The organism is Marinomonas posidonica IVIA-Po-181, assembly GCF_000214215.1.
GTDB classification, from domain to species: Bacteria; Pseudomonadota; Gammaproteobacteria; order Pseudomonadales; family Marinomonadaceae; genus Marinomonas; species Marinomonas posidonica.
Map to the genome: position 1 here is coordinate 1,534,188 of NC_015559.1, position 21,655 is coordinate 1,555,842.

At 45.1% G+C, this 21,655-nt stretch carries 21 protein-coding genes; 17 read left to right on the forward strand and 4 right to left on the reverse strand.

Annotated elements, in window-relative coordinates:
- Nucleotide 1: 1 nt before the first annotated feature.
- Nucleotides 2-916 (forward strand): protein translocase subunit SecF, encoded by a 915-nt coding sequence (gene secF, locus MAR181_RS07200; protein WP_013795944.1) that lies wholly within the window; start codon nt 2-4, stop codon nt 914-916.
- Nucleotides 917-992: 76 nt separating this feature from the next.
- On the opposite strand, the gene asd is transcribed toward secF, so the two are convergent.
- Both asd and MAR181_RS07210 read right to left on the reverse strand, forming a co-directional pair.
- Nucleotides 993-1,853 (reverse strand): archaetidylserine decarboxylase, encoded by an 861-nt coding sequence (asd, locus tag MAR181_RS07205; RefSeq protein WP_013795945.1) that lies wholly within the window; start codon nt 1,851-1,853, stop codon nt 993-995.
- Between the two features lie 23 nt (nt 1,854-1,876).
- On the reverse strand, nt 1,877-3,352 hold the full coding sequence (locus tag MAR181_RS07210) for an HDOD domain-containing protein (protein ID WP_013795946.1): 1,476 nt from the start codon (nt 3,350-3,352) through the stop codon (nt 1,877-1,879).
- A 123-nt stretch (nt 3,353-3,475) separates the two neighbouring features.
- On the opposite strand from MAR181_RS07210, the gene motA reads away from it, so the two are divergent.
- On the forward strand, nt 3,476-4,330 hold the full coding sequence (motA, locus tag MAR181_RS07215; RefSeq protein ID WP_013795947.1) for a flagellar motor stator protein MotA: 855 nt from the start codon (nt 3,476-3,478) through the stop codon (nt 4,328-4,330).
- Nucleotides 4,331-4,360: 30 nt separating this feature from the next.
- Nucleotides 4,361-5,269, forward strand: coding sequence for a flagellar motor protein MotB (locus tag MAR181_RS07220; protein WP_013795948.1), 909 nt, complete (start codon nt 4,361-4,363; stop codon nt 5,267-5,269).
- An 83-nt stretch (nt 5,270-5,352) separates the two neighbouring features.
- Here MAR181_RS07220 and rsgA read toward each other — a convergent pair whose 3' ends face one another.
- Nucleotides 5,353-6,387, reverse strand: coding sequence for a small ribosomal subunit biogenesis GTPase RsgA (rsgA, locus tag MAR181_RS07225; RefSeq protein ID WP_013795949.1), 1,035 nt, complete (start codon nt 6,385-6,387; stop codon nt 5,353-5,355).
- 74 nt (nt 6,388-6,461) lie between these two features.
- Here rsgA and orn point away from each other — a divergent pair, with 74 nt between their 5' ends.
- A complete protein-coding gene (gene orn, locus MAR181_RS07230; protein WP_013795950.1) occupies nt 6,462-7,013 on the forward strand; it encodes an oligoribonuclease in 552 nt (183 codons plus the stop codon).
- A 70-nt stretch (nt 7,014-7,083) separates the two neighbouring features.
- Here orn and MAR181_RS07235 read toward each other — a convergent pair whose 3' ends face one another.
- Complete coding sequence (locus MAR181_RS07235; protein ID WP_013795951.1) at nt 7,084-7,833, reverse strand: sulfite exporter TauE/SafE family protein; 750 nt, start codon at nt 7,831-7,833, stop codon at nt 7,084-7,086.
- 140 nt (nt 7,834-7,973) lie between these two features.
- Between MAR181_RS07235 and tsaE the strand changes: the two genes are divergently transcribed.
- From tsaE to MAR181_RS07300, 13 genes are all read left to right on the forward strand, one after another.
- On the forward strand, nt 7,974-8,444 hold the full coding sequence (tsaE, locus tag MAR181_RS07240; RefSeq protein ID WP_013795952.1) for a tRNA (adenosine(37)-N6)-threonylcarbamoyltransferase complex ATPase subunit type 1 TsaE: 471 nt from the start codon (nt 7,974-7,976) through the stop codon (nt 8,442-8,444).
- A gap of 132 nt (nt 8,445-8,576) precedes the next feature.
- Nucleotides 8,577-9,860, forward strand: coding sequence for an N-acetylmuramoyl-L-alanine amidase (locus MAR181_RS07245; RefSeq protein ID WP_245546223.1), 1,284 nt, complete (start codon nt 8,577-8,579; stop codon nt 9,858-9,860).
- A gap of 48 nt (nt 9,861-9,908) precedes the next feature.
- A complete protein-coding gene (gene mutL / locus MAR181_RS07250) occupies nt 9,909-11,825 on the forward strand; it encodes a DNA mismatch repair endonuclease MutL (protein WP_013795954.1) in 1,917 nt (638 codons plus the stop codon).
- A gap of 1 nt (nt 11,826) precedes the next feature.
- Complete coding sequence (miaA, locus tag MAR181_RS07255; protein WP_013795955.1) at nt 11,827-12,759, forward strand: tRNA (adenosine(37)-N6)-dimethylallyltransferase MiaA; 933 nt, start codon at nt 11,827-11,829, stop codon at nt 12,757-12,759.
- Between the two features lie 89 nt (nt 12,760-12,848).
- Entirely contained in the window at nt 12,849-13,094 is a 246-nt protein-coding gene (hfq, locus tag MAR181_RS07260; protein ID WP_013795956.1) for an RNA chaperone Hfq, read from the forward strand.
- A gap of 33 nt (nt 13,095-13,127) precedes the next feature.
- Nucleotides 13,128-14,417, forward strand: a complete 1,290-nt coding sequence (gene hflX, locus MAR181_RS07265) for a ribosome rescue GTPase HflX (RefSeq protein WP_013795957.1) — start codon at nt 13,128-13,130, stop codon at nt 14,415-14,417.
- A gap of 39 nt (nt 14,418-14,456) precedes the next feature.
- Nucleotides 14,457-15,701, forward strand: a complete 1,245-nt coding sequence (gene hflK, locus MAR181_RS07270; RefSeq protein WP_013795958.1) for an FtsH protease activity modulator HflK — start codon at nt 14,457-14,459, stop codon at nt 15,699-15,701.
- On the forward strand, nt 15,701-16,582 hold the full coding sequence (gene hflC, locus MAR181_RS07275; protein ID WP_013795959.1) for a protease modulator HflC: 882 nt from the start codon (nt 15,701-15,703) through the stop codon (nt 16,580-16,582). The genes hflK and hflC overlap by 1 nt, the downstream gene beginning before the upstream one ends.
- Nucleotides 16,583-16,692: 110 nt before the next feature.
- The gene (locus MAR181_RS07280) at nt 16,693-16,890 is read left to right on the forward strand and encodes a DUF2065 domain-containing protein (RefSeq protein WP_013795960.1); all 198 of its coding nucleotides are present in this window, start codon (nt 16,693-16,695) and stop codon (nt 16,888-16,890) included.
- A gap of 12 nt (nt 16,891-16,902) precedes the next feature.
- A complete protein-coding gene (locus MAR181_RS07285; protein ID WP_013795961.1) occupies nt 16,903-18,072 on the forward strand; it encodes an ATP phosphoribosyltransferase regulatory subunit in 1,170 nt (389 codons plus the stop codon).
- Between the two features lie 44 nt (nt 18,073-18,116).
- Complete coding sequence (locus MAR181_RS07290; RefSeq protein WP_013795962.1) at nt 18,117-19,415, forward strand: adenylosuccinate synthase; 1,299 nt, start codon at nt 18,117-18,119, stop codon at nt 19,413-19,415.
- A gap of 216 nt (nt 19,416-19,631) precedes the next feature.
- Nucleotides 19,632-20,330: a response regulator transcription factor gene (locus tag MAR181_RS07295; RefSeq protein ID WP_013795963.1), complete on the forward strand. Its 699-nt coding sequence runs from the start codon at nt 19,632-19,634 to the stop codon at nt 20,328-20,330.
- Between the two features lie 6 nt (nt 20,331-20,336).
- Nucleotides 20,337-21,644, forward strand: a complete 1,308-nt coding sequence (locus MAR181_RS07300; protein ID WP_013795964.1) for a HAMP domain-containing sensor histidine kinase — start codon at nt 20,337-20,339, stop codon at nt 21,642-21,644.
- Nucleotides 21,645-21,655 lie beyond the last annotated feature (11 nt).

Sequence of the window (21,655 nt, forward strand, 5' to 3'; positions counted from 1 at the left end):
CATGAAAGTGACAACTATTCCGTTTATGGCGATGCGTAAGATTGTGGCGTGTTTTTCCGTTGCACTTATTCTCATCTCCTTGGGATCATTGGCTGTGAAAGGCTTGCAATTTGGCCTGGATTTCACTGGCGGTACTTTGGTTGAGGTGGCGTATGATCAAGCGCCCCAGCTGGACGATGTGCGTCAGTTGCTGGCGGATAATGGCTATGAAGACATTGTCGTGCAGAACTTTGGTTCACCGACGGATGTGGTGGTGCGTATGGCCAATGCCTATACACCAACCTTGGGTGACGAAGTGTTGGCGAGCTTGCAAAATCACGGCGAAGTGTCGGTGACTTTGCAGCGTTCTGAATTCGTTGGTGCGCAAGTGGGTGAAGAGTTGCGTGAGCAAGGTGGCTTGGGAATGTTGCTGGCGCTATTGATCGTGATGATCTATGTCGCGGTGCGTTTTCAGTTTAAGTTCTCCTTGGCGTCTGTTGCAGCCTTGGCGCACGATGTCATTATCACACTCGGCTTTTTTTCGCTTTTCGAAGTGGAGTTTGATTTGACAGTGTTGGCGGCTTTATTGGCGGTGGTAGGTTATTCTTTGAATGATACCATTGTTGTCTGTGATCGAATCCGCGAAAACTTTCGTATTATGCGAGACACAGAGCCTTATGATTTGATTAATGAGTCTATCAATCAAACATTGGGTCGTACCTTGATTACCTCTTTGACCACCTTGTTTGTGTTGGTGGTCTTGTTCTTGTTTGGTGGTGAAGCCATTCATAATTTCTCTATGGCTTTGCTCGTGGGAATCGTGATTGGTACCTATTCTTCTATCTTTGTGGCGGCGAATTTGTTGCTGGGATTGAATATTACAAGAGAAGATTTGGTGCCGACGCCGAAAGAGGAATTAGAGGACGAGTTGCCTTAGTGAGTATGCTTCAATCTTGACTAAAAAAAGCCTGCAATTGCAGGCTTTTTTTATATCGGGCGGTTTTAATGCCTGTTTAGTTCTTGCTTATTTTACCAAATGGCATACCCATTAGGGTTGGGCTGTCAGCTTGCAGGCTTTCTTCCCAATCAACGGCGTCTTTGCCGAACAGTACAATGGCTGTAGAGCCCAGTTTAAAGCGGCCCATTTCATCGCCTTTCTGCAGCTCGATCTCATTAAGCTCAGCATAATCCCAAGTAACGACGTTTTTATTAAAAGGTGTGACCTGTCCAGCCCACACGGTTTCAATGCTGGCCACTATCATAGCGCCTACTAGGATGACGGCCATTGGGCCTGCTTCTGTTTCAAATAGGCAAACGGTGCGTTCGTTGCGAGCAAAGACATTGGGGATTTGCTCTGCGGTGACTTTATTGACCGAGAAAAGCTTACCAGGTACGTGAATCATTTTGGTTAGCTTGCCAGTTAATGGCATGTGAACTCTGTGGTAGTCTTTTGGAGACAGATACACAGTGGCGAATGAGCCACCAAGGAATTGATCAGATAAAGAAGCATCGCCACCGAGCAATGTGGTAAGGCTGTAATGATGGCCTTTTGCTTGAAATAAGGTGCCGTGTTCTATCTTGCCTAATTGGCTGATCGCGCCGTCTGCAGGACAAGCTAGACTGTCATCACTTTCAGCAATCGGGCGTAATTCAGGTCGAATAGCGCGAGTAAAGAAATCGTTGAAGTTACGGTAAGAAAGAGGGTCACTGTTTATGGCTTCAGACATATCAACTTGATATTTTTTAACAAATTGACTGATAAAGGTATTTTTTACCCAGTTATTCTCGCATTCCGCGATTCGGCCGATGGCTCGTGAAAGTGTTTTTTGAGGTGTGATGTGTTGCGCGAAGGCAAACAGTTGGTCTTTAGTCACAGTGTTCGTCCTGATGATTGGGGTTAGGCGTTATTAATAAGGGACACGATTTGTTTTAGTGTCTTAAAATCTTTTTCGTTAAATTCGTTTCGGGTTTCAAGCCAAAAAAGCATCATTTCATGTTGACTGACGACGGCTGATGCCAGGATAAGATGGCTTTGCTCGTCGATGATTTGATCCGAGGTGTCGGGTAAATCGCTGAATAATGCATTAAGTTTATCACCAAATAAGTGGCTTGCAGATTTTTGCTTGGCAAGTTTGTCAAATACTTTTGAGCCGGCATTCCAGCGAATTTTCTTCAAGATTTCCAGTTTATAGCCAGACTGGAAGAGAGGCTGAAACCCAGTTGAGTTGTGTTTGAAGATAATCACGTGCTGAGTATTTGGGATGCTCTGTTTAATGGTTTTTAAGGCCAGATTGGCTTGGTTTTTACAGCCCTGATGCTCACTTCTTGTTAAGTTTTTCTTTAAGCTGGCTAATGGAGAAACAACCACCTTCTTTTTAACAGAAGCGCTGTTTTTGGTGTACAGATCTGGATCAAGCAATTGCAAGGCCATAGGGCGTTTGCCGCGATGATTATAAAGTTTCGCGGCTTCCGTAGAGGCAAAGTGAGCGGTGCTAATGATGTTACCAATACGACGATGCATGACGGATGCTACCACTCGGTAAAAGAACGCGAGATTTTTTGAGTCCCAGCCGTTGTTGCTTACTTCGTCTGCGACCTTAGAGGCGCAGTATGAAAAAATCAGCGGGTTGTTCATCAAGATGGTTAGTCGTTTATCCTCAGTAAAACCTGGTAGCTCATCTGGGTGATGTGCCAAATGGGCGAGGGACTGTAATTCGCTGGTATTGGGAATGTGTTTGGTTAAAAATGACTCGATAACCTTGTTTGGCGTTCCCCAGAAAGTGCATAAATGCACCGTCAATTCATCAATACGGCAGCCTAATACTCTCATTTCAACCTGGCTGGCTTTTTCGCCCTGTAGGATTCGATTCTTTATTTCTTGCATAACAGGGTAAGCGTAATACCAGAGTAGCCATTTGACAGAATCACGGAATAGGGTAATCCAGAAAATATCATCTTCATGGCTGGTTAGGTTTTCGATCGACCAATGTCTAGCAATCGAGGCTGCTTCATAGCTTGTTTGGATTTCGGCTAAAAAGGCATTGAGGTTATCTGGGCGTTGTTTGTTGCGTGTCTCGTAAGGAGTAAAATATTTAAATAGGTTTTGAATGCCATTCATGCCTACCATCGCCGCCGCATGAAATGGTGTATTGATTTCATTATGCTTGTTGACCACAATTCGGTTGGCTTCATTTAAGATGGCGAAGGCGAGGAGTGGATCACTGGCAACATTTTTTTGCATGTTCTCCAGAGTGTCTTCCGTGCGTTTAATTTGTGTCTTTAGGCGAGCCAGATTGCCCGCTCGCACTGGGAATTTTTTCGTTTTAAGAAAACTCAGCCATTCGTTTAGGCCCGATGGAGATTTGCTGCTCATAAAAGGTGACTTTGTCGACTCGGTTGTTTATAAGTATGCATCATACTCTTATATTTCGTATCTGATTAATCATACTGTATATTTATGTAAGAGCATACTTTGTCAGTATTAAGGAAGTAAAATATGTTTGCATTAGCAGGCCTGCTGGTCGTTATCGTCAGTGTTATAACTGGATACGTGGCCGCACATGGACAGTTATTAGCGTTATGGCAGCCTTTTGAAATTCTTATTATTTGTGGTGCTGCATTAGGGGCTTTTATGGTGGCGAACCCTTTCGTGGTGCAGAAAAAAGTCTTTACCATGCTGCCGCAAGTGATCACCGGAAGTCGACACAATAAACGTTTTTATTCCCAATTATTGGGGTTGATGTATTGTTTGTTTCAGAAAAGCCGTCAAGAGGGCTTTTTGTCAATCGAAGAAGACATCGAATCACCTTTCACCAGTGATATGTTCAATCGTTTTCCTGATGTGGTTCGTGATCATGAGGTGGTGAACTTTCTCACCGACAACTATCGTATTTTTACCCTGACTGGGTTACCCGCCTACGAAATTGAAGCCATTATGGACAACGAAATTGAACAAATTCAAGAAGAGTTAGTTGAGCCTGGTCATGCATTAAATCGTGTGGCTGAGGCTTTGCCTGGATTTGGTATTGTCGCGGCGGTTTTGGGTATTGTCATCACCATGGGGTCAATTGGTGGGCCAATGGAAGAAATTGGTTATCATGTGGCGGCCGCTTTGGTGGGGACGTTTTTGGGGATTTTCTTTGCTTATGGTTTTGTCGGTCCGGCATCGGCGCATCTGGAGACTCTTGGAGGCCATGAGTTAAAAGCCTATTTGTGTGTGAAAGCCAGTTTGAATTCTGTGGTGTCTGGCTATGCACCACCAGTAGCGGTCGAAACAGGTCGTAAATTACTGCCACCGGATATGCGTCCGAGTTTTGCTGAATTGTCCATTGAACTTCAGCAATACCGCTAACTTGAGCTATGGCAATAAGGAGAGAGTGAGATGGCCTTAGGTTCTAATAGCTTGGTTATTCGGCGAGTAAAGAAGGTTAAGAAAGGTGGCCATCATAGTGGCGCATGGAAGATTGCTCTGGCGGATTTTGCCTTGGCGATGATGGCTTTCTTTTTGGTGTTGTGGATTATCAGTGTGGCGACCCCAGAAGAAAGGGAAACGATTCAAGGGTATTTTCAGGATCCTATGGGAGCAGGCTCGGCAGGTTTTAGTGCTAATCCAATTGATTTGGGGGGCAGTCCAGCCATGAGCATAGAGAAAAAGCTCGATTTGCAGTTACCTGAACCAGGTAGTACCGATGTGCCAACCCATGAAACAAGAAAGGGAAATGGGGAAGAGTCTTCTGTGTCGCAGAGTTTGAATGACTTAGTCAAAGATGAATTAGAAAAAAATAACATTGTTCTGTCTAAACAGAAGAATTTGCGCATCGAGATTACCCCTATTGGCGTACGCATTACGTTACTGGATACGCCGGATAAGCCGATGTTTGAACGTGGTAGTGCGCGAATGGTGCCAGACATTGAGAATACTCTGTTAACCATGTCACCACTCTTTAATAAGGTAAATAACCCTATTGTTATCAGTGGTCATACGGACTCTTCTAAATATATAGGCTCAGCCCGACTGAACAATTGGGACTTATCAGCCATGCGGGCCAATGCCGCGCGCAGAATTTTAGAAGAAGGCGGGGTGAGCGATACTCGGTTTGCTCAGGTAACCGGATTAGGTGGCACCGTTCCATATAATCGCTTGAACCCAGCGAGCCCTGAAAATAGACGCATTAGCATTACCTTGCTGACGGACGATGCTTACCGTAAATTGCTAAATCAGAATCGTCGTAACTTTGGTAACCCTGCGAAACAGTCGGATTTGAAGCTCACACCAGAAATGGTTTTTTAGATTGAATGGTCTGAATGGCACAAAATATCGTTAAAGAGTTGTTGTAAAAATGCGAGCTTTGTTGGCTCGCATTTTTTATTTAACTAAAAGGCTTGGTTTTCTCGAATGGATTGCTTGATGCGTAAGTAGCTTTGGAATCTATGTTTGGAGATTTCGCCTTTGTCTAGGGCTTCTAATATGGCGCAGCCAGGTTCTTTTTCATGGGCGCAGTCGCGGAAGCGGCAATAACCAATGTGAGGGCGAAATTCAATGAAGCCATTGAGTAGTTCATCTTCACTAATGTGCCACAAACCAAATTCCCGGATGCCGGGGGAGTCGATTAAGTCTCCGCCTTTGGGCATGTGAAACAGTCGTGCTGTGGTGGTGGTGTGAGTGCCTTTTTTGCGCTTTTGCGATAATTCGCCCACGCTAATATCAATGTCTGGCAGCAATGTACCAATGAGAGACGATTTGCCGACTCCAGATTGACCAACAAACACGCTGGTTTTGTCCCCTAGGAACTGATATAGGGATTCCATGCCAGCTTGATCTTTGGTGGAGGTTCGAATGATTCGATACTTGAGCTGCTCGTAAGTGTCTAGCAAGGCATTGAGCTGGTCACGATTGCTGTCATTGATCAGATCGCACTTATTAAGCAGAATCACCGGAGGTATACCAACGGTTTCGGCGGCCACTAAATAGCGATCAATTAAATTGGCGTGAGCAACCGGTTCTGCTGCAATCACAATCACAATATGGTCTATGTTGGCGGCAACTGGTTTTAGGCGACCATGCATGTCTGGGCGTGACAGGGAGGTTTGTCTCTCTGTTGTTGCTACTACAATGCCACCTGCTTGTTGTTTAGGGCGCCAAATGACTTTGTCGCCTGTCACTAATTGGCCAAGATTGGCTCTTAAGTTACAACGGGTAGAAATGCCGATAAAAGGTGCTTGTGTGCCCTCGACCTCAACTTGTGTACCAAAATGAGAGATGACAATGCCCTCAGTTTCGGCACCAAGATCGGACGATTGAAGAAGTTCTTCGGCGATGTCGCCGCGCTTCTTGGTTCTCTCAATGCGCTCTTGTTGAATTTTTTCAATGCGCCAAGTTTGTTGTTTGGTAAGTTTTCGCTTCGACATTCGGTTCGTCTGATCCTATAGTAAGGCGCATAGAGTATAATGCTTGGCATTGATAATAAAGGATTTGGAAAAATATGAGTTTGAATAAAGACAATTTAATCTGGATTGACCTTGAAATGACAGGTTTGGAGCCAGAGCAGGATACTATCATTGAAATTGCGACTGTGGTGACCGACAAAGATTTAAATGTGCTGGCAAAAGGCCCGAACTTAGCAATTCATCAAGAAAAATCCGTGATGGATGGTATGGATGAGTGGTGTACTCAGCATCATGGTGCGTCAGGTTTGACGGCAAAGGTACTGGCTTCTGACATTGATATGGCGGCCGCAGAAGCGCAAACGATAGCTTTTCTTGAGCAATATGTTCCGGCTGGTGTTTCGCCAATTTGTGGTAACAGTGTGGGGCAAGATCGTCGTTTTTTGTATCGTTATATGCCGAAGCTGGAGGCATATTTTCATTACCGTTATCTCGATGTTAGTACGATTAAAGAGTTGGCACGTCGCTGGAAACCAGAAGCGTTAGAAGGGTTTACAAAATCCGGCGCGCATTTGGCCTTGGACGATATTTTGGAGTCCATTGGTGAGCTCAAGCATTATCGCAAGACAATGTTTGGCTTAGATGTTTGATGCTGCTTGATATGATGTGAATACATGACATAAAAAAACGAGCGTTGGCTCGTTTTTTTATGTCATAAGCTTAGATTAACGCCCTGCCGCCATCCCAGATTAACTTGATGCCTGTTATGAATAAAAAACTGTACATGCATTTGAAAAACAAGCCGGTTGAGATCTGGTCGTGTAACCAAGCGCCAAGTTGTACGCCGATATAGGCTAATGGCGCAAAGCACAGTGATAGTAAAATGTTTGAGGCGTTGAGTTGGCCTAGCATGCTATAAGGGATTAGTTTGACGTAATTGATGGCGGTGAAAATTACCGCGGCCGTGGCGACATATTGTGTTTTGTCCAAATTGGCTCTGATCAAATACACGCTCATTGGTGGGCCGCCAGCATGGGCTATAAAACTGGTGAAGCCCCCAAGGGCGCACCATAAGCGCCCCGCAATTTGATTGATCGGTTGGGGGCTTTTTGTGCGGTGTTTGCGTGGCCATGAATTGAGTGTAAAACCAACGGCAACAATGCCCACCATGATTTTTAACCAATCGGCCGAAAACCATGATGCGGTTAATCCACCAAGGATAACACCGGTAATCGCAGCCGGAATGCAGTTTATTAACTCGGCTTTGCGCCATTTTTGCCAAAACTTTTGTAGGGTGAAAATGTCCATTAAACATAAGATGGGCAACATAATAGCGGCGGCGTAAACTGGCGATGTCTGCAGTGAGATTAACGGCACAGCGATGATGCCAAAGGCGCCAGAAAATCCACCTTTGGAGATGCCGGTAATGAAAACCGCTATTGCGATCAATGTAATGAGTAGCCAATCCATGAAAAGCCTTAAAATAAGCTTATTAACGATAAGTGTTTGATTATGCGGTAACAGAGCTTGTTTCAAAAGCTTTGTGTATTAGAATTGTCTGAGTTTCAGTGTGGTCCTGGTGTGATTGGGCGAAGAAGGTTTAAGAGCGAATGCAAATAGTAAAAGATATTTATGGTGAGGCGGACATGGAAGCCTTTGGGGCACGCTTGTCGGTCGCGTTACGAAACGGTGGTGTGGTGTACCTAGAAGGGGACCTTGGGATGGGGAAAACCACCTTGGTTCGAGGTATGTTAAGAGGTATGGGGCATGAAGGGCCAGTTAAAAGTCCAACCTATACAATTGTTGAGCCCTATGAATTGGCAGATTTAGAAGTATATCACTTTGATTTGTACCGGCTTGGCGATGCCGAAGAGTTAGAGTTTATGGGCATTCGAGATTATTTTACCGAGCAGAGTTTGTGCCTTATTGAGTGGGCGGAAATGGGGCGAGGGATTCTGCCGCAAGCCGATTTAATTGTGCGTTTAGGTTTGATTCGTCAAGGTCGTCATGCTGTGCTTGAGGCGACGACCGATAAGGGCGCAATCGCTATGGCGAAGTTACAAGACATGCTTGCCGACTAAGCCATCGAATTCTTTACGATCAGTAAGATTGAGATCCACTGGTTCAGCCGTTATAGTGTGTCTCTTATATATAGCTAGCTGTCTGATATGCAAACTAAATTTCAAACATTTTTGAGTATAATTTTGGTCTGGATGGCTTCCATTGTTGCCATGGAAGTGTCTGCCGCCGAAGTGCGTGATATTCGTGTTGCCCAACAAGAAGGGGTGACTCGTTTGGTATTTGAGCTATCCAATAAGTCTGAACATCGTATCTTTCCTTTGTCTAATCCAGACCGCATTGTTGTTGACATTAGTGACGCCAATTTGAGCAACTCTGTCGTAAATGGCTTGGCTGCATTGTCGTCCGATGTGTTGATGCGAGTTCGTTACGCTAAGCGTAATTCTGGCGTCCGTTTTGTATTGGATTTGGCGCAAGCTGCGCGAGCCAAAAGTACTGTCTTGTCAGCCAATAGCACCTATGGTCCAAGGATCCTAGTGGAGCTAGAGTATGGAAAGAGAAAGCCAGCTACGATTGTAAAAAGTCTAGCCAATATTTCGAAAGAGAAGCGAGACATTGTGATTGCCATTGACCCAGGTCATGGTGGTAAAGATCCGGGGGCCTTGGGGAAATACAAGGTGCGTGAGAAAGACATTGTGTTGTCGATCGCGAAAGAGTTGGCGAAACGAATTAATGCGGTGGATGGTTTTAAAGCGGTGTTGACCCGATCAACGGACGTTTATTTGAAATTGCGGGATCGTTCTCGGGTGGCTCGTGAAGCGAATGCCGATTTAATGATTTCGGTACACGCCGATGCCTTTACCAAAGCCAGCGCGCGAGGTGCCTCAGTGTGGGCTTTGTCGTTAAGTGGTAAAAGCTCGGAAATGGGGCGTTGGTTGGCGCAGCAAGAGAACGCGGCTGATTTAGTGGGCGGTATCTCACTGGATGACAAAGACCAGCTGTTGGCCGAAGTCTTGCTTGATATGTCAATGAATTCGACTATCCAGATGAGCCTTAATATTGGTGAAAGTGTGCTTGGCAAAATGAAAGGGGTGGCCAAGTTGCACAAAAACTCCGTTCAGCAAGCAGGCTTTGTGGTGCTTAAATCCCCTGATATTCCATCTATCCTCATCGAGACGGGATTTGTTTCAAACAAGACTGAAGCGAAAAACCTGTCTAGCCGAACTTATCGAGTTAAATTGGCTGAGTCTATTTCCAAAGGTGTGATTGAATACTTCACGAAAAATGCGCCGGAAGGCACCTTGGTAGCGTGGAAGCAAAAGAAACATTCTGACTATGTCTACACGGTTAGCAAGGGTGATACTTTGTCACAAATTGCACGTCGGAATCAGGTTTCTTTGGCAGTTTTAAGAAAAGCCAATAAGTTAAAAAATGATGTTATCTGGATTGGTCAAAAATTAGTGATTCCAGCTGGATAATCAGATCAGGTGCCCAATACGAATGGGCCAAAATAAATAAGGTCGTCAATGAAAAGAATCAATCTTTTATCGCCACGTCTTGCCAACCAAATTGCCGCTGGTGAAGTGGTTGAGCGTCCCGCTTCTGTGGTAAAGGAACTGCTGGAAAACAGTTTGGATGCGGGTGCTTCCCAACTGGATATTGATGTAGAGCAAGGTGGTGTTAGGCGAATTAAGATCCGTGATAATGGCGTCGGTATCGTGAAAGATGATTTGTCACTTGCTCTGAGCCGTCATGCCACCAGTAAAATTGTCACTCTGGATGATCTTGAAGCTGTGAATACGCTGGGATTTCGCGGAGAAGCACTGGCCAGTATCAGCTCAGTGTCTAGAATGCACCTCACGTCTCAGGCAGAAAATGAAAGCGAAGCATGGCGTGTGGAAGCGGAAGGTAAAGACATGGCCGCGGCAATTCGCCCAGCCTCTCATCCGCAAGGTACCACGATTGATGTGCGCGATTTATTTTTTAATACGCCAGCGCGTCGTAAGTTTTTGCGGACTGAAAAAACCGAGTTTTCTCATCTTGAAGAAGTGGTTAAGCGTTTGGCTTTAAGCCGCTATGAAACGGGCTTTCGTCTGAGTCACAATGGTAAGCAAGTGTATGACTTGCGTCCAGTGACGGATCAGTTGCATGCGGAGCATCGCTTAGCGACTTTGTTGGGTAAAAAATTCATTGAAAACACTCTAACACTGGATGTTGAAGCGGCTGGTTTGCGACTGTGGGGGTGGATTGGTTTGCCTACCTTTTCGCGTTCTCAGGCGGACTTGCAATATTTCTTTGTGAATGGTCGAGTGGTGAAAGATAAGTTGGTGGCCCATGCGGTTAGGCAGGCCTATCGTGATGTGTTGTATAACGGTCGTCACCCGACGTTTGTCTTGTATTTAGAATTGGATCCTTCCACGGTTGATGTGAATGTGCACCCGACGAAACATGAAGTGCGTTTTCGTGATGGGCGTTTGGTGCATGATTTCCTATTTAGTCGTATTCACAAAGCGATAGCGGATGTGCGTCCTGAATCCGATTCCGCTCCGACAGGTGTGACGGACAGTCAGGAGAATACAGTCTCAATCGGTGCCATGTCAGAGCAATCCGCATTACCGTTGGTAAATCGTCCTGCTAATAATGGTATGGATTGGATGCGACAAACTGGTGTGGCAAGCAATCCAACTGGCGATAGCATTCGTAATCAGTTAGATGGTATGCAGCGCCTGTCAGGTTACGCTCAGGATTTTGCTTCTGCCACGGAGCAAGTGGATCCAGAGACGGGGGAAATCAAATCTATCTCCGTTCCTTCTAGTGAATCCGTCTTTACGCAGGTTAATGAAGGGAATTATCAGAAAGTGCCACCATTGGGCTATGCCGTGGCGCAAATACATGGTGTGTATATTCTTTCTGAAAGCGAGCAGGGATTGATAGTGGTCGACATGCACGCGGCACATGAGCGTATTGTTTATGAGCGAATGAAAAATGCATTTTATGAAAAGAGCATTGCTACACAGCCTTTGTTAGTGCCGATTAATATTTCTGTCTCACAAAGTGAGGCTGATTTGGTTGAAGAAAGTGGTGCGGTTTTTGAGGCATTTGGTTTTAGGGTTGAACGTACTGGATTGGAAAGTGTGATGGTGCGTGAGGTGCCTATTATTCTGATTCGTGGTGATGTTGAAAATTTGGTTCGGGATGTGATTAGTGATCTTTCCGCAAACGGTGTATCGGATCTTTTGGAGTCACGTGCTAATGAATTAATGGCATCTATGGCGTGTCACGGTGCGGTGCGTGCCAATCGTAAGCTTACGATTGCCGAAATGAACAGTTTGCTGCGTGACATGGAGGTAACTGAGCGAAGTGGTCAGTGTAATCATGGTCGACCAACATGGGCCTATTTGAGTATGAATGACTTAGACAAACTCTTTTTGCGAGGGCGTTAGTATGGCAAAACCACAAGTGGTGTGTTTAATGGGGCCAACAGCCTCTGGTAAAACGGGGTTGGCTGTTGAATTGGCTGAGCAGCATGATTTTGAAATTATTAGCGTTGATTCTGCGTTGGTTTACAAGGGAATGGACATAGGCACGGCAAAACCAGATGCTGAATTGTTGGCTAGAGCACCACATCGTCTGATTAATATTATTGATCCTGTTGAGTCTTATTCGGCGGCAGATTTTGTCGACGATGCGGTCATGCATGTAGAGGAAATTTTAGCGAATGGAAAAACACCGCTCTTAGTTGGCGGTACCATGATGTATTTTAACGCCTTGCAGAAAGGCTTGGCCGATATGCCAAAGGCGGATGCCGGTTTGCGTCAAGAGATTGAGTGGGAGGCCGAAGAGAAAGGCTGGCCTGCTTTGCATGAAGTGTTAGCAAAGGTTGACCCTGAAGCGGCGTCCAGAATTCACCCTAATGATCCTCAGCGCTTACAGCGTGCGTTAGAGGTATATCGATTGACTGGCAAGACCATGACGCAGTTATGGACAGAGCAGCAAGCGGTTTCTTTGCCTTTTGATATGATTAATATGGCGGTGATGCCGAAAGAGCGTAGTCTTCTACATGAACGCATTGAGTTACGTTTCAAGCAAATGATGGAGCAAGGTTTTTTGGCAGAGGTGGAGGCCTTGTACCATCGAGGGGATCTTACCATTGATATGCCTTCTATGCGCTGTGTCGGTTATCGTCAACTTTGGCAATATTTAGAAGGTGAGGATTTGTTAGAAGATGCTATCTTTAAAGGGGTAGTCGCTTCTCGTCAATTAGCGAAACGACAACTGACTTGGTTGCGAGGCTGGGAAGATTTGATGATTTTCGACAGTTTATCAAAAGAACTTGCCTCTGAGGCCTTGAATTACATAGAAAGCAGGATTATATAGGGGAAATAATAAAAAATTTGGTGTAGTATCTACAGTATTGTTTTTTCAATATTTAATTTATTAGTTTTCGCTTTTTTAAGGAGATTCCGATGTCAAAAGGGCAATCATTACAAGACCCTTACCTAAATGTTCTGCGCAAAGAAAGAGTGCCTGTTTCAATCTTTCTTGTGAATGGAATTAAACTTCAAGGCCAGATTGAGTCATTTGATCAGTTTGTGATTCTTTTGAAAAACACAGTTAGCCAAATGGTATACAAACATGCTATTTCGACTGTTGTGCCTTCACGTACTATCCGCATGCCGTCTCCTGATCAGCCGGAAGATGCCGCTGAATAGTTTGTCTGACAAGACAAACAGAGGAATATAAGATTGTTTTTTGAACGCCCTGATAGTGGTGAAATTGCTGTTGTGGTCCATATTGATTTTAATGATCAAAGCGAAAGCTATGGGCCAGAAGAGTTTGTTGAGCTTGCTATGTCGGCTGGTGCTGACCCTGTTGCTGTTGTTACAGGGTCCCGTCAGCGTCCTGATGCCAAATATTTTGTTGGTAGCGGGAAATTGGATGAAATTAAAGATATTGTTGATCAAGAAGAAGCACAAGTGGTGCTGTTTGATCATGCTTTATCACCATCTCAAGAGCGTAACTTAGAAAGTGTTTTAAAGTGTCGAGTGTTGGATCGTACTGGTTTAATACTGGATATTTTTGCCCAGCGTGCACGTACCCATGAGGGTAAACTGCAGGTTGAGCTGGCTCAGTTACAGCACATGTCAACCCGATTGATTCGTGGTTGGACTCACTTAGAACGCCAAAAAGGCGGCATCGGTATGCGTGGCCCTGGTGAAACCCAGTTGGAAACGGACCGTCGCTTGCTTCGTGTACGCATTAAATCCATTCAGAAACGCCTTGAAAAAGTGGGTACGCAACGAGATCAAAGTCGTCGCTCTCGTGCCCGTTCTGCTGTTCCTACTGTGTCTTTAGTCGGTTACACAAATGCGGGAAAATCAACATTATTTAACCGTATTACGGGTTCTGAGGTGTATGCTGCTGATCAATTATTTGCGACACTGGATCCGACTCTTAGACGTTTGGATATCGAGCAAATAGGTTCTGTGGTATTGGCGGATACGGTTGGGTTTATTCGTCAATTGCCGCACAGATTGATTAAAGCGTTTCAGGCGACCCTTAAAGAGTCGGCGGAAGCGGATTTGTTGCTGCATGTGGTGGATGCGGCTGATATTTCTCGTGATGATAATATGCTTCATGTGGGTACAGTGTTGGAAGAAATTGGTGCGGATGAAGTGCCGACTTTGTTAGTTTTTAATAAAATTGATGCACTTCCTACGGCTGAGCCACGTATAGATAGAGATGAGCATGGGAACCCAAGACGAGTTTGGTTGTCTGCTCGTGATGGCGATGGTTTAGAGTTGCTAAAGCAGGCTATTGCTGAGTTATTGGCGGTGGATGTGTTTACGGAGACATTAAACTTGCCAAGTCATTATGGTCGTTTGCGCGCTATGTTGTTTGAGCATGGTGCGGTAAGATCAGAGCGTTTTGACGAAAACGGTCATTTTGTATTGGATGTGAAGCTTCCTAAGAAAGACTATTTACAGATTTTAGCTCGTGCTGGTATGTCTGAGGATCAGATTGTAGCGGCATAGGTCACTGGAATTATCATTAAAATAAAGTGGAGATGTAGTATGGCCTGGAATGAACCGGGTAATAACGACAACGACCCATGGAATCCAGATAAAAACCGTAATAATGGTGCTGGTCGCCCAGATGAAGGTCGCGATAAAGAGAAGAATAACGATCCTTGGGGTCGTCCATCCGGCGGAAAAGATCAAGGACCACCAGATCTAGATGAAGCCTTTAATAAGTTGATGGACATGCTAGGGGTTAGAAAATCTCGGAAAGGCGGCGGCTCAAATGGCGGCGGTTCTGGTTTGTCTGGCAAGTTCAGTGGCGGCTTGATTGCTATTGTATTGTTGGCTTTGTTCGCGCTTTGGGCGGCAACTGGTGTTTATCAGGTTGACCAGCAAGAGCGAGGCGTGGTGTTGCGCTTGGGTGAATATCATTCGACTGTGATGCCTGGTTTGCACTGGAATCCACCTTTGATTGATTCCGTTAGTAAAGTTAATGTCACGAAAGTGCGTTCGCATGATCACAAAGCGCTTATGTTGACGGTTGATGATGCGATTGTTGAAGTCGGTGTGTCGGTTCAGTACTCAGTACAGAACCCGAAGGATTTCTTGATCAATGTGCGTAATCCCGAAGAGTCTTTGGCTCAAATGACAGAAAGTGCGCTTCGTCATGTTGTGGGTAGCTCAGAAATGGGTCAAATCCTTACAGAAGGTCGTGAACTGTTGGCGGATGAAGTAAAAGCGCGTATTCAGTCTTACAGTGATCTGTATGGCACAGGCCTACTTATCTCTAAAGTAAACGTTGAAAATACTCAGGCGCCGACTCAGGTGCAAGAGGCATTTGATGACGTTATTAAAGCGAAAGAAGATGAGTTGCGAGTGAAAAACGAAGCAGAGTCTTATGCTAACGGTGTGATTCCTGAAGCGCGTGGTCGTGCTCAGCGTATTCGTGAGGAAGCAGAAGCTTATCGCTCTGAGATTGTTGCTCGTGCGAGTGGTCAAGCGGATCGTTTTGATCGTTTGTATCGCGAATATACTAAAGCGCCTGAAGTGACTCGTCGTCGTTTGTACATCGAAACAGTTGAGTCTGTTTATAAAGACGTTAACAAGGTTGTTGTTGATACCGAAGGTGGGAATAACATGATGTACTTGCCGCTTGATCAATTGATGAAGCAGTCAGCAGCGTCAGCCAGTGGTTCTTCAAACTTGGGGTCGTCTGATATTAGCAGTCTAACTGATCAGGTGTTAAACGAGTTGCGTAAGCGCCAAGGTGTCACCGTTCGTAGAGAGGGTAGAAATTAATGAAAGGCTTTTCTTTTGTGGTTTTATTTGTACTTCTTCTTGTCGTTCTGGTGGGGTCTCAAACGCTGTATGTCGTGAAAGAGACTGAACGAGCCGTTGTTTTGCGTTTTGGTGAGATCGTCGAAGACGATGTGAAGCCAGGTTTGCACTTTAAGCTGCCGATCATGAATGAAGTGAAGAAGTTTGATGCGCGTATTTTGACCATGGATTCTCGTCCTCAGCGTTATTTGACGCTAGAACAGAAAGCGGTTGTAGTGGATTCCTATGTGAAATGGAAAATCGACTCAGTGGCTAAGTTCTATCAGGCAACGTCAGGTGATGAGTTTGTTGCGAATCGAGTATTGTCATCTCGTGTTGATACTGGTTTGCGTAACAAATTCGGTGAGCGCACCATGCACGAAGTAGTGTCTGGTGAGCGTGATTTGCTGATGACGGAATTGCGCGATGACCTAAACCGCGTTGCACAGAATGAGTTGGGTATTTCGATTATTGATATTCGTGTTAAACGAATTGATCTTCCGCCAGATGTAAGTGAGTCTGTTTATCAGCGTATGCGTACTGAGCGTGAGCGTGAAGCTCGTGAGCACAGATCGAAAGGTCTAGAGCTAGCGGAAGGTATTCGTGCGGATGCGGATCGTCAAAAAGTCGTTTTGGAAGCCGAAGCACAACGGGATGCGGAAATGATTCGTGGTGATGGTGATGCGAAAGCAGCCGCTATTTACTCGAAGGTTTATAAGCAGGATCCAGAGTTCTATGAATTCTATCGTAGCTTGCAGGCCTACCGTGAAAGCTTTGTTGGTAACGGCAATCTGTTTGTGCTTGAGCCTGACAGTGAGTTCTTCAAGTACTTGAATAGCTCTGTAGGCGGCGGTTCACGATAGATAATCGCGAATAATCGTGCGACAAGCCTATTTGTTAAAATAGGAAACATGGTACTATTACAAAAACCGGGTCAGGCCCGGTTTTTTAATGGTTGGAACAAAGAGAATCTATGCAGGAATTGTTGCAGTCGCTACTGGTTGGCGTCAGCCTTTTATTGATCGCCGAGGGGATTTTGCCGTTTCTCGCTCCACATTTTTGGAGAGAAATTATGGCAAGAGCTATCGCAAGCTCAGATTTTAATTTACGCATTCTGGGGGCGGTTAGTATGTTTCTTGGAGTAGTACTTCTTTTGCTGACACGAAGCTAAGAGGATAATTTAATGACATTAGCAGATCGCTGGTTACTTCCTGAGGGAGTAGACGAAGCTTTGCCTGAGCAGGCTGCTAAAATAGAACACCTTAGAAGAACTCTGCTTAATCTCCATCAAAGTTGGGGATATCAATTAGTAATACCTCCTCTTTTAGAGTATCTGGACTCCCTTTTAACGGGTGCTGGTTCAGACTTAGAAATCGAAACCTTCAAAGTAATTGATCAGCTATCTGGTCGTTTGATGGGGGTGCGCGCCGATTTTACATCACAGGTCGCTCGTATTGATGCGCATTGCCTTAAAGAAGAAGGTGTTCAGCGTTTGAGTTACTGCGGTAGCGTACTGCGTACTGTGCCATCAGGTTTGGATGGTACTCGTTGCCCGATTCAGCTGGGTGCGGAAGTGTATGGTCATGGTGGTGTTGAAAGTGATATCGAAGTGCTGTCTTTGATGTTGCAGACCTTATCTGTCTCCGGGTTGTCAAATGTGGTGCTGGACCTTGGTCATGTGGATATTGTGAACGGTGTTGTGTCGGCTTGTCAGTTAAGCTCTGAGCAAGAAAGTAAATTGGCCGATTTGTACCGAGCAAAAGATTTGCCCGAACTCGAACGTTATGTTGACACATTAGCGCTAAGCGAAGAGCAATCAACATGGTTGATCGAGTTGCCACGTTTGTGTGGCGGTCAAGAAGTACTGGAGCAAGCGGATACACTGTTGGCGTCAATTTCTGCGCCGGTTAAAGAGGCCATTGCTCTATTGAAAGAGATGGCGGCGGCGGTTGCTCAACGTTTTCCAACGGTTGGTTTGCATTTTGATTTAAGTGATTTGATGTCATACAGCTACCACACTGGTGTGGTGTTTGCGGCTTATGTGCCAGGTCATGGTAATGCGATTGCTCGAGGCGGTCGTTATAACAATATTGGTCAAGTGTTTGGTCGTTCGCGTCCTGCGACAGGATTTAGTACTGATGTGAAGGCTTTGGTAAGTCTTGCCGAGGTTGAGGTTGCTAAGTCAAAAACAGTCGTGTCACCAGTGAGTCAAAGTGTCGAGCTTTGGCAAAAGGTCAATGCGTTGCGTGCTGAAGGTTATCAGGTGATTGAGTCGCTTGATGAGGTAACGGCGAGCGAGGCAGATTATAAGCTGGATTTGGTGGATGACGCATGGCAATTACTGCCACGTTAACGCAAGACTTTTCTTTAAGAACTATCTAAATGAGACCTGAAACTATGGGTAAAAACGTTGTTATTCTGGGCACTCAATGGGGTGATGAAGGTAAGGGTAAGGTTGTTGACTTACTAACCGAAGACGTCGCGGCTGTTGTCCGTTTTCAAGGTGGTCATAATGCTGGCCATACCTTGGTAATTGATGGCAAGAAGACCGTTCTGCATTTGATTCCTTCTGGTATTTTACGTGACGGTGTGCAGTGCATCATTGGTAATGGTGTGGTGTTGTCGCCAGCGGCTTTGAAAAAAGAAGTATTAGAGCTTCAAGAACAAGGTGTGCCTGCGGTTGATCGTTTGAAAATCAGTGCGGCTTGCCCGTTGATTTTGCCTTACCACATTGCGCTTGACCAAGCTCGCGAACAGGCAAAAGGCGAGAAGAAAATTGGAACAACGGGTCGTGGCATTGGACCAGCTTATGAAGACAAAGTTGCTCGTCGTGCGATTCGTGTCGGTGATTTGTTGGATGCTGAACGCTTTGCCACGAAATTAAAAGAAGTGTTGGAATACTACAACTTTGTGTTGACTCAATACCACAATGTTGAGGCCATTTCTTATGATGAGGTGTACGCTGAAGGCTTGGAGATGGCTGAGTTCTTGCGTCCTATGGTGGCAGACACCATTACCCTGTTGCACGATCTGCGTAAAGCGGGTGCGAACATCATGTTCGAAGGTGCTCAAGGTTCCTTGTTGGATGTGGATCACGGTACTTACCCATATGTTACCTCTTCTAATACTACTGCAGGTGGTGCACCAGCGGGTACAGGGTTCGGTCCTTTGTATCTTGACTATGTTCTGGGTATTACTAAGGCTTACACGACTCGTGTTGGTTCTGGTCCTTTCCCAACAGAATTGTTCTGTGAGAATGGTCAGCGCTTAGGTGAGCGTGGGCATGAGTTTGGGGCAACAACTGGTCGTTCTCGTCGCTGTGGTTGGTTTGATGCTGTGGCTTTGCGTCATGCTGTGCAAATCAACTCAGTCTCTGGTATTTGTTTGACCAAACTGGACGTTCTTGATGGTTTTGATTCTGTTAAGGTGTGCGTTGGTTATACAGATGCAGATGGAAATCCAGTTGCTGGCTCTTTGGTCGATAGCGAAGGTTACGAACAAGCTCAGCCAACTTATGTTGAGCTGCCTGGCTGGAGTGAATCCACAGTGGGTGCTGAAAACTTCGAAGCCTTGCCAAAAAATGCGCAAGATTATATTCGTTACCTAGAGGAGCAAGTGGGTGTGCCGGTTGATATTATTTCAACGGGTCCTGATCGTAATGAAACTATTGTGTTACGTGACCCATTCAAACAATAAGTTCTTCAATTTTTTGACTTGATTGTTTTGTAAAGAAAGCCGCAGTTTTGCGGCTTTTTTGTTTCTCTAAATGCGTTCGTTCAACTTATTAGTATTCTTTGTAAATAGAGTGAAAAGAGGGGCGCGTGTGTGTCGGGCTCTAAGGTAATCTTTACAATTGAATTGATGGCATAAAAACGCCGACATAATAAAGAATAGAGGAAGAGGATATTAGTTATGATGAAGTTATTGCTTGCGGATGATGATGCTCGCTTATCAGATTTAATAAAGGAATATTTTGACGGCGAAGGTTATGAGGTGGTGCACGCTTGGAATGGCCGTGAAGCACTTGAATTAATGGCGAATGATATGCCAGATATTGTGATTTTAGATGTCATGATGCCAGAGTTGGATGGTTTTGAAACCCTGAAGCAAATCCGTAATAAAAGTGCCGTCCCAGTTATCATGTTGACGGCCAAAGGTGATGATATTGATCGAATCCTGGGGTTGGAAATGGGAGCAGATGATTACCTGTCTAAGCCATTTAACCCTCGTGAATTGTTGGCACGTATTAAGGCCATTTTGCGTCGCGCTAGCCAAGAAAAAGAAGATGATCCTACGGCTGACATTGAGCTGGCGGGTGTCTTGTTGCGCCGAAAAGATCGTACTGTGTATTTGGAAGGTGAGTTGGTTGAATTGACAACGTCTGAATATACCTTATTAGAATGCATGTTAATGGCGCCAGGTCAGGTATTAACGAAACAAGAATTATCTGAAAAAGCCTTAGGTCGAAAATTGACTATGTATGATCGCAGTTTGGATATGCATATTAGTAATCTGCGTAAGAAAATAGGCAATTTAGAAAATGGTGATCCTCGTATTAAAACCGTTCGTGGTGTGGGTTATATTTTTGTTTCAAATGATCAAGGTGCTTAGTTATTCATGAAAAACACTTTTCTGCGTGTGTTTCTGGTGGTGCTACTCTCCAATATTATTGTTGTTAGTATTGGTTTGGGGATGGTGCATTTTATCCAGAAGCAAAACCAAGTTTCTGCTGATCTATTGGGCGATATCGGTGTTCAATTGGTTTCCAGTTATGAGAAGTTTGGTATTGAATCCTTAGAGGAAGAAACGGAAAAAGCAGAGAAGCGTTTATCTGGATCAATCTATTTATATCAAGAAAATGGTCGGCCTTTATTAAAGGCCTTACCACGCAATTTCCGTGAACAAAATTCGGCCAGTGTCAGTGGTCAGCCGTCAGCGGATTTTCTGCATAGCCAATTCATTCAGGTGATTGGTGGTAATAATGTTCAGTATTTGCTGATTTTCAAACCAAACCCAGAAATCAATTCTTTGGCGCCTGAAGCAGTTGTTGGGTTTTCATTGTTGGGGTTGTTGGTGTCGAGTGGTGTGTTGGCATATTGGCTACTGGGTCCTTTACTTAAGCTGCAGCGAGTGGCTAGGTCGTTTGGTCGTGGTGATATGTCAGCACGGGTTGAGCGTAAGATGGCCCGTCGAAGTGATGCGGTTGGTAAGTTGGCGCGAGAGTTTAATGAGATGGCAGAGCGAATAGAAACGCTGCTGTCCTCGAAAGAGCGTTTGATGCGAGATGTGTCTCATGAGTTGCGAACCCCTTTGGCTCGAATTGAAGTGGCGTTAACCATTGCTGAGGATAAACATGGAATGGAGGCTCAAAAAAACTACTTGTGTCGTATTCGCACCGAATTGCATGAATTGGATGAGTTGATTGGTCAGGTGCTGACATTGAGTCGATTAGAGGCGGCAGCTTTAGTGAAAGAGCCGATGGACTTGCAGGCTTGGTTGGATGAAATTGTGGCTGATGTGAGCTTTGAAAGTCAGCTTAAAGGGATCACTGTTTTTAAAACGGGTCGATTGCCTAAAACCTTGTTTGGTGATCCGTTGCAATTACGTCACGCTATTGAGAATGTGCTACGTAATGCCTGTTTTTATGCTGGTGATGGTGGTGTCATTGAGGTTGTGACAGAAGAAAAAGCCGGGGAAGCCTTTATATATGTGCGAGATAATGGCCCTGGAGTGGATGATGAGAAATTGGAAAAAATATTTCATGCTTTTTATCGTTCTTCCGAGGCGCGAGAAGCCAATAGTGGTGGTTTTGGTGTTGGTCTGACCATATCTCAGCGGATTATCCGGGCTCATAAAGGGCGAATTACCGCTCAAAATCGCCCAGAGGGTGGGTTGGAAGTATGCTTTTGTTTGCCTCTTAAGTAGATTCAGGGCAT

Coding starts and splice junctions, on each gene's coding strand:
- secF (WP_013795944.1), top strand. CDS start 2: ATGAAAGTGACAACTATTCCGTTTATGGCGATGCGTAAGATTGTGGCG.
- MAR181_RS07210 (WP_013795946.1), bottom strand. CDS start 3,352: ATGAGCAGCAAATCTCCATCGGGCCTAAACGAATGGCTGAGTTTTCTT.
- motA (WP_013795947.1), top strand. CDS start 3,476: ATGTTTGCATTAGCAGGCCTGCTGGTCGTTATCGTCAGTGTTATAACT.
- MAR181_RS07220 (WP_013795948.1), top strand. CDS start 4,361: ATGGCCTTAGGTTCTAATAGCTTGGTTATTCGGCGAGTAAAGAAGGTT.
- rsgA (WP_013795949.1), bottom strand. CDS start 6,387: ATGTCGAAGCGAAAACTTACCAAACAACAAACTTGGCGCATTGAAAAA.
- orn (WP_013795950.1), top strand. CDS start 6,462: ATGAGTTTGAATAAAGACAATTTAATCTGGATTGACCTTGAAATGACA.
- MAR181_RS07235 (WP_013795951.1), bottom strand. CDS start 7,833: ATGGATTGGCTACTCATTACATTGATCGCAATAGCGGTTTTCATTACC.
- tsaE (WP_013795952.1), top strand. CDS start 7,974: ATGCAAATAGTAAAAGATATTTATGGTGAGGCGGACATGGAAGCCTTT.
- MAR181_RS07245 (WP_245546223.1), top strand. CDS start 8,577: ATGGCTTCCATTGTTGCCATGGAAGTGTCTGCCGCCGAAGTGCGTGAT.
- mutL (WP_013795954.1), top strand. CDS start 9,909: ATGAAAAGAATCAATCTTTTATCGCCACGTCTTGCCAACCAAATTGCC.
- miaA (WP_013795955.1), top strand. CDS start 11,827: ATGGCAAAACCACAAGTGGTGTGTTTAATGGGGCCAACAGCCTCTGGT.
- hfq (WP_013795956.1), top strand. CDS start 12,849: ATGTCAAAAGGGCAATCATTACAAGACCCTTACCTAAATGTTCTGCGC.
- hflK (WP_013795958.1), top strand. CDS start 14,457: ATGGCCTGGAATGAACCGGGTAATAACGACAACGACCCATGGAATCCA.
- hflC (WP_013795959.1), top strand. CDS start 15,701: ATGAAAGGCTTTTCTTTTGTGGTTTTATTTGTACTTCTTCTTGTCGTT.
- MAR181_RS07280 (WP_013795960.1), top strand. CDS start 16,693: ATGCAGGAATTGTTGCAGTCGCTACTGGTTGGCGTCAGCCTTTTATTG.
- MAR181_RS07285 (WP_013795961.1), top strand. CDS start 16,903: ATGACATTAGCAGATCGCTGGTTACTTCCTGAGGGAGTAGACGAAGCT.
- MAR181_RS07290 (WP_013795962.1), top strand. CDS start 18,117: ATGGGTAAAAACGTTGTTATTCTGGGCACTCAATGGGGTGATGAAGGT.
- MAR181_RS07295 (WP_013795963.1), top strand. CDS start 19,632: ATGATGAAGTTATTGCTTGCGGATGATGATGCTCGCTTATCAGATTTA.
- MAR181_RS07300 (WP_013795964.1), top strand. CDS start 20,337: ATGAAAAACACTTTTCTGCGTGTGTTTCTGGTGGTGCTACTCTCCAAT.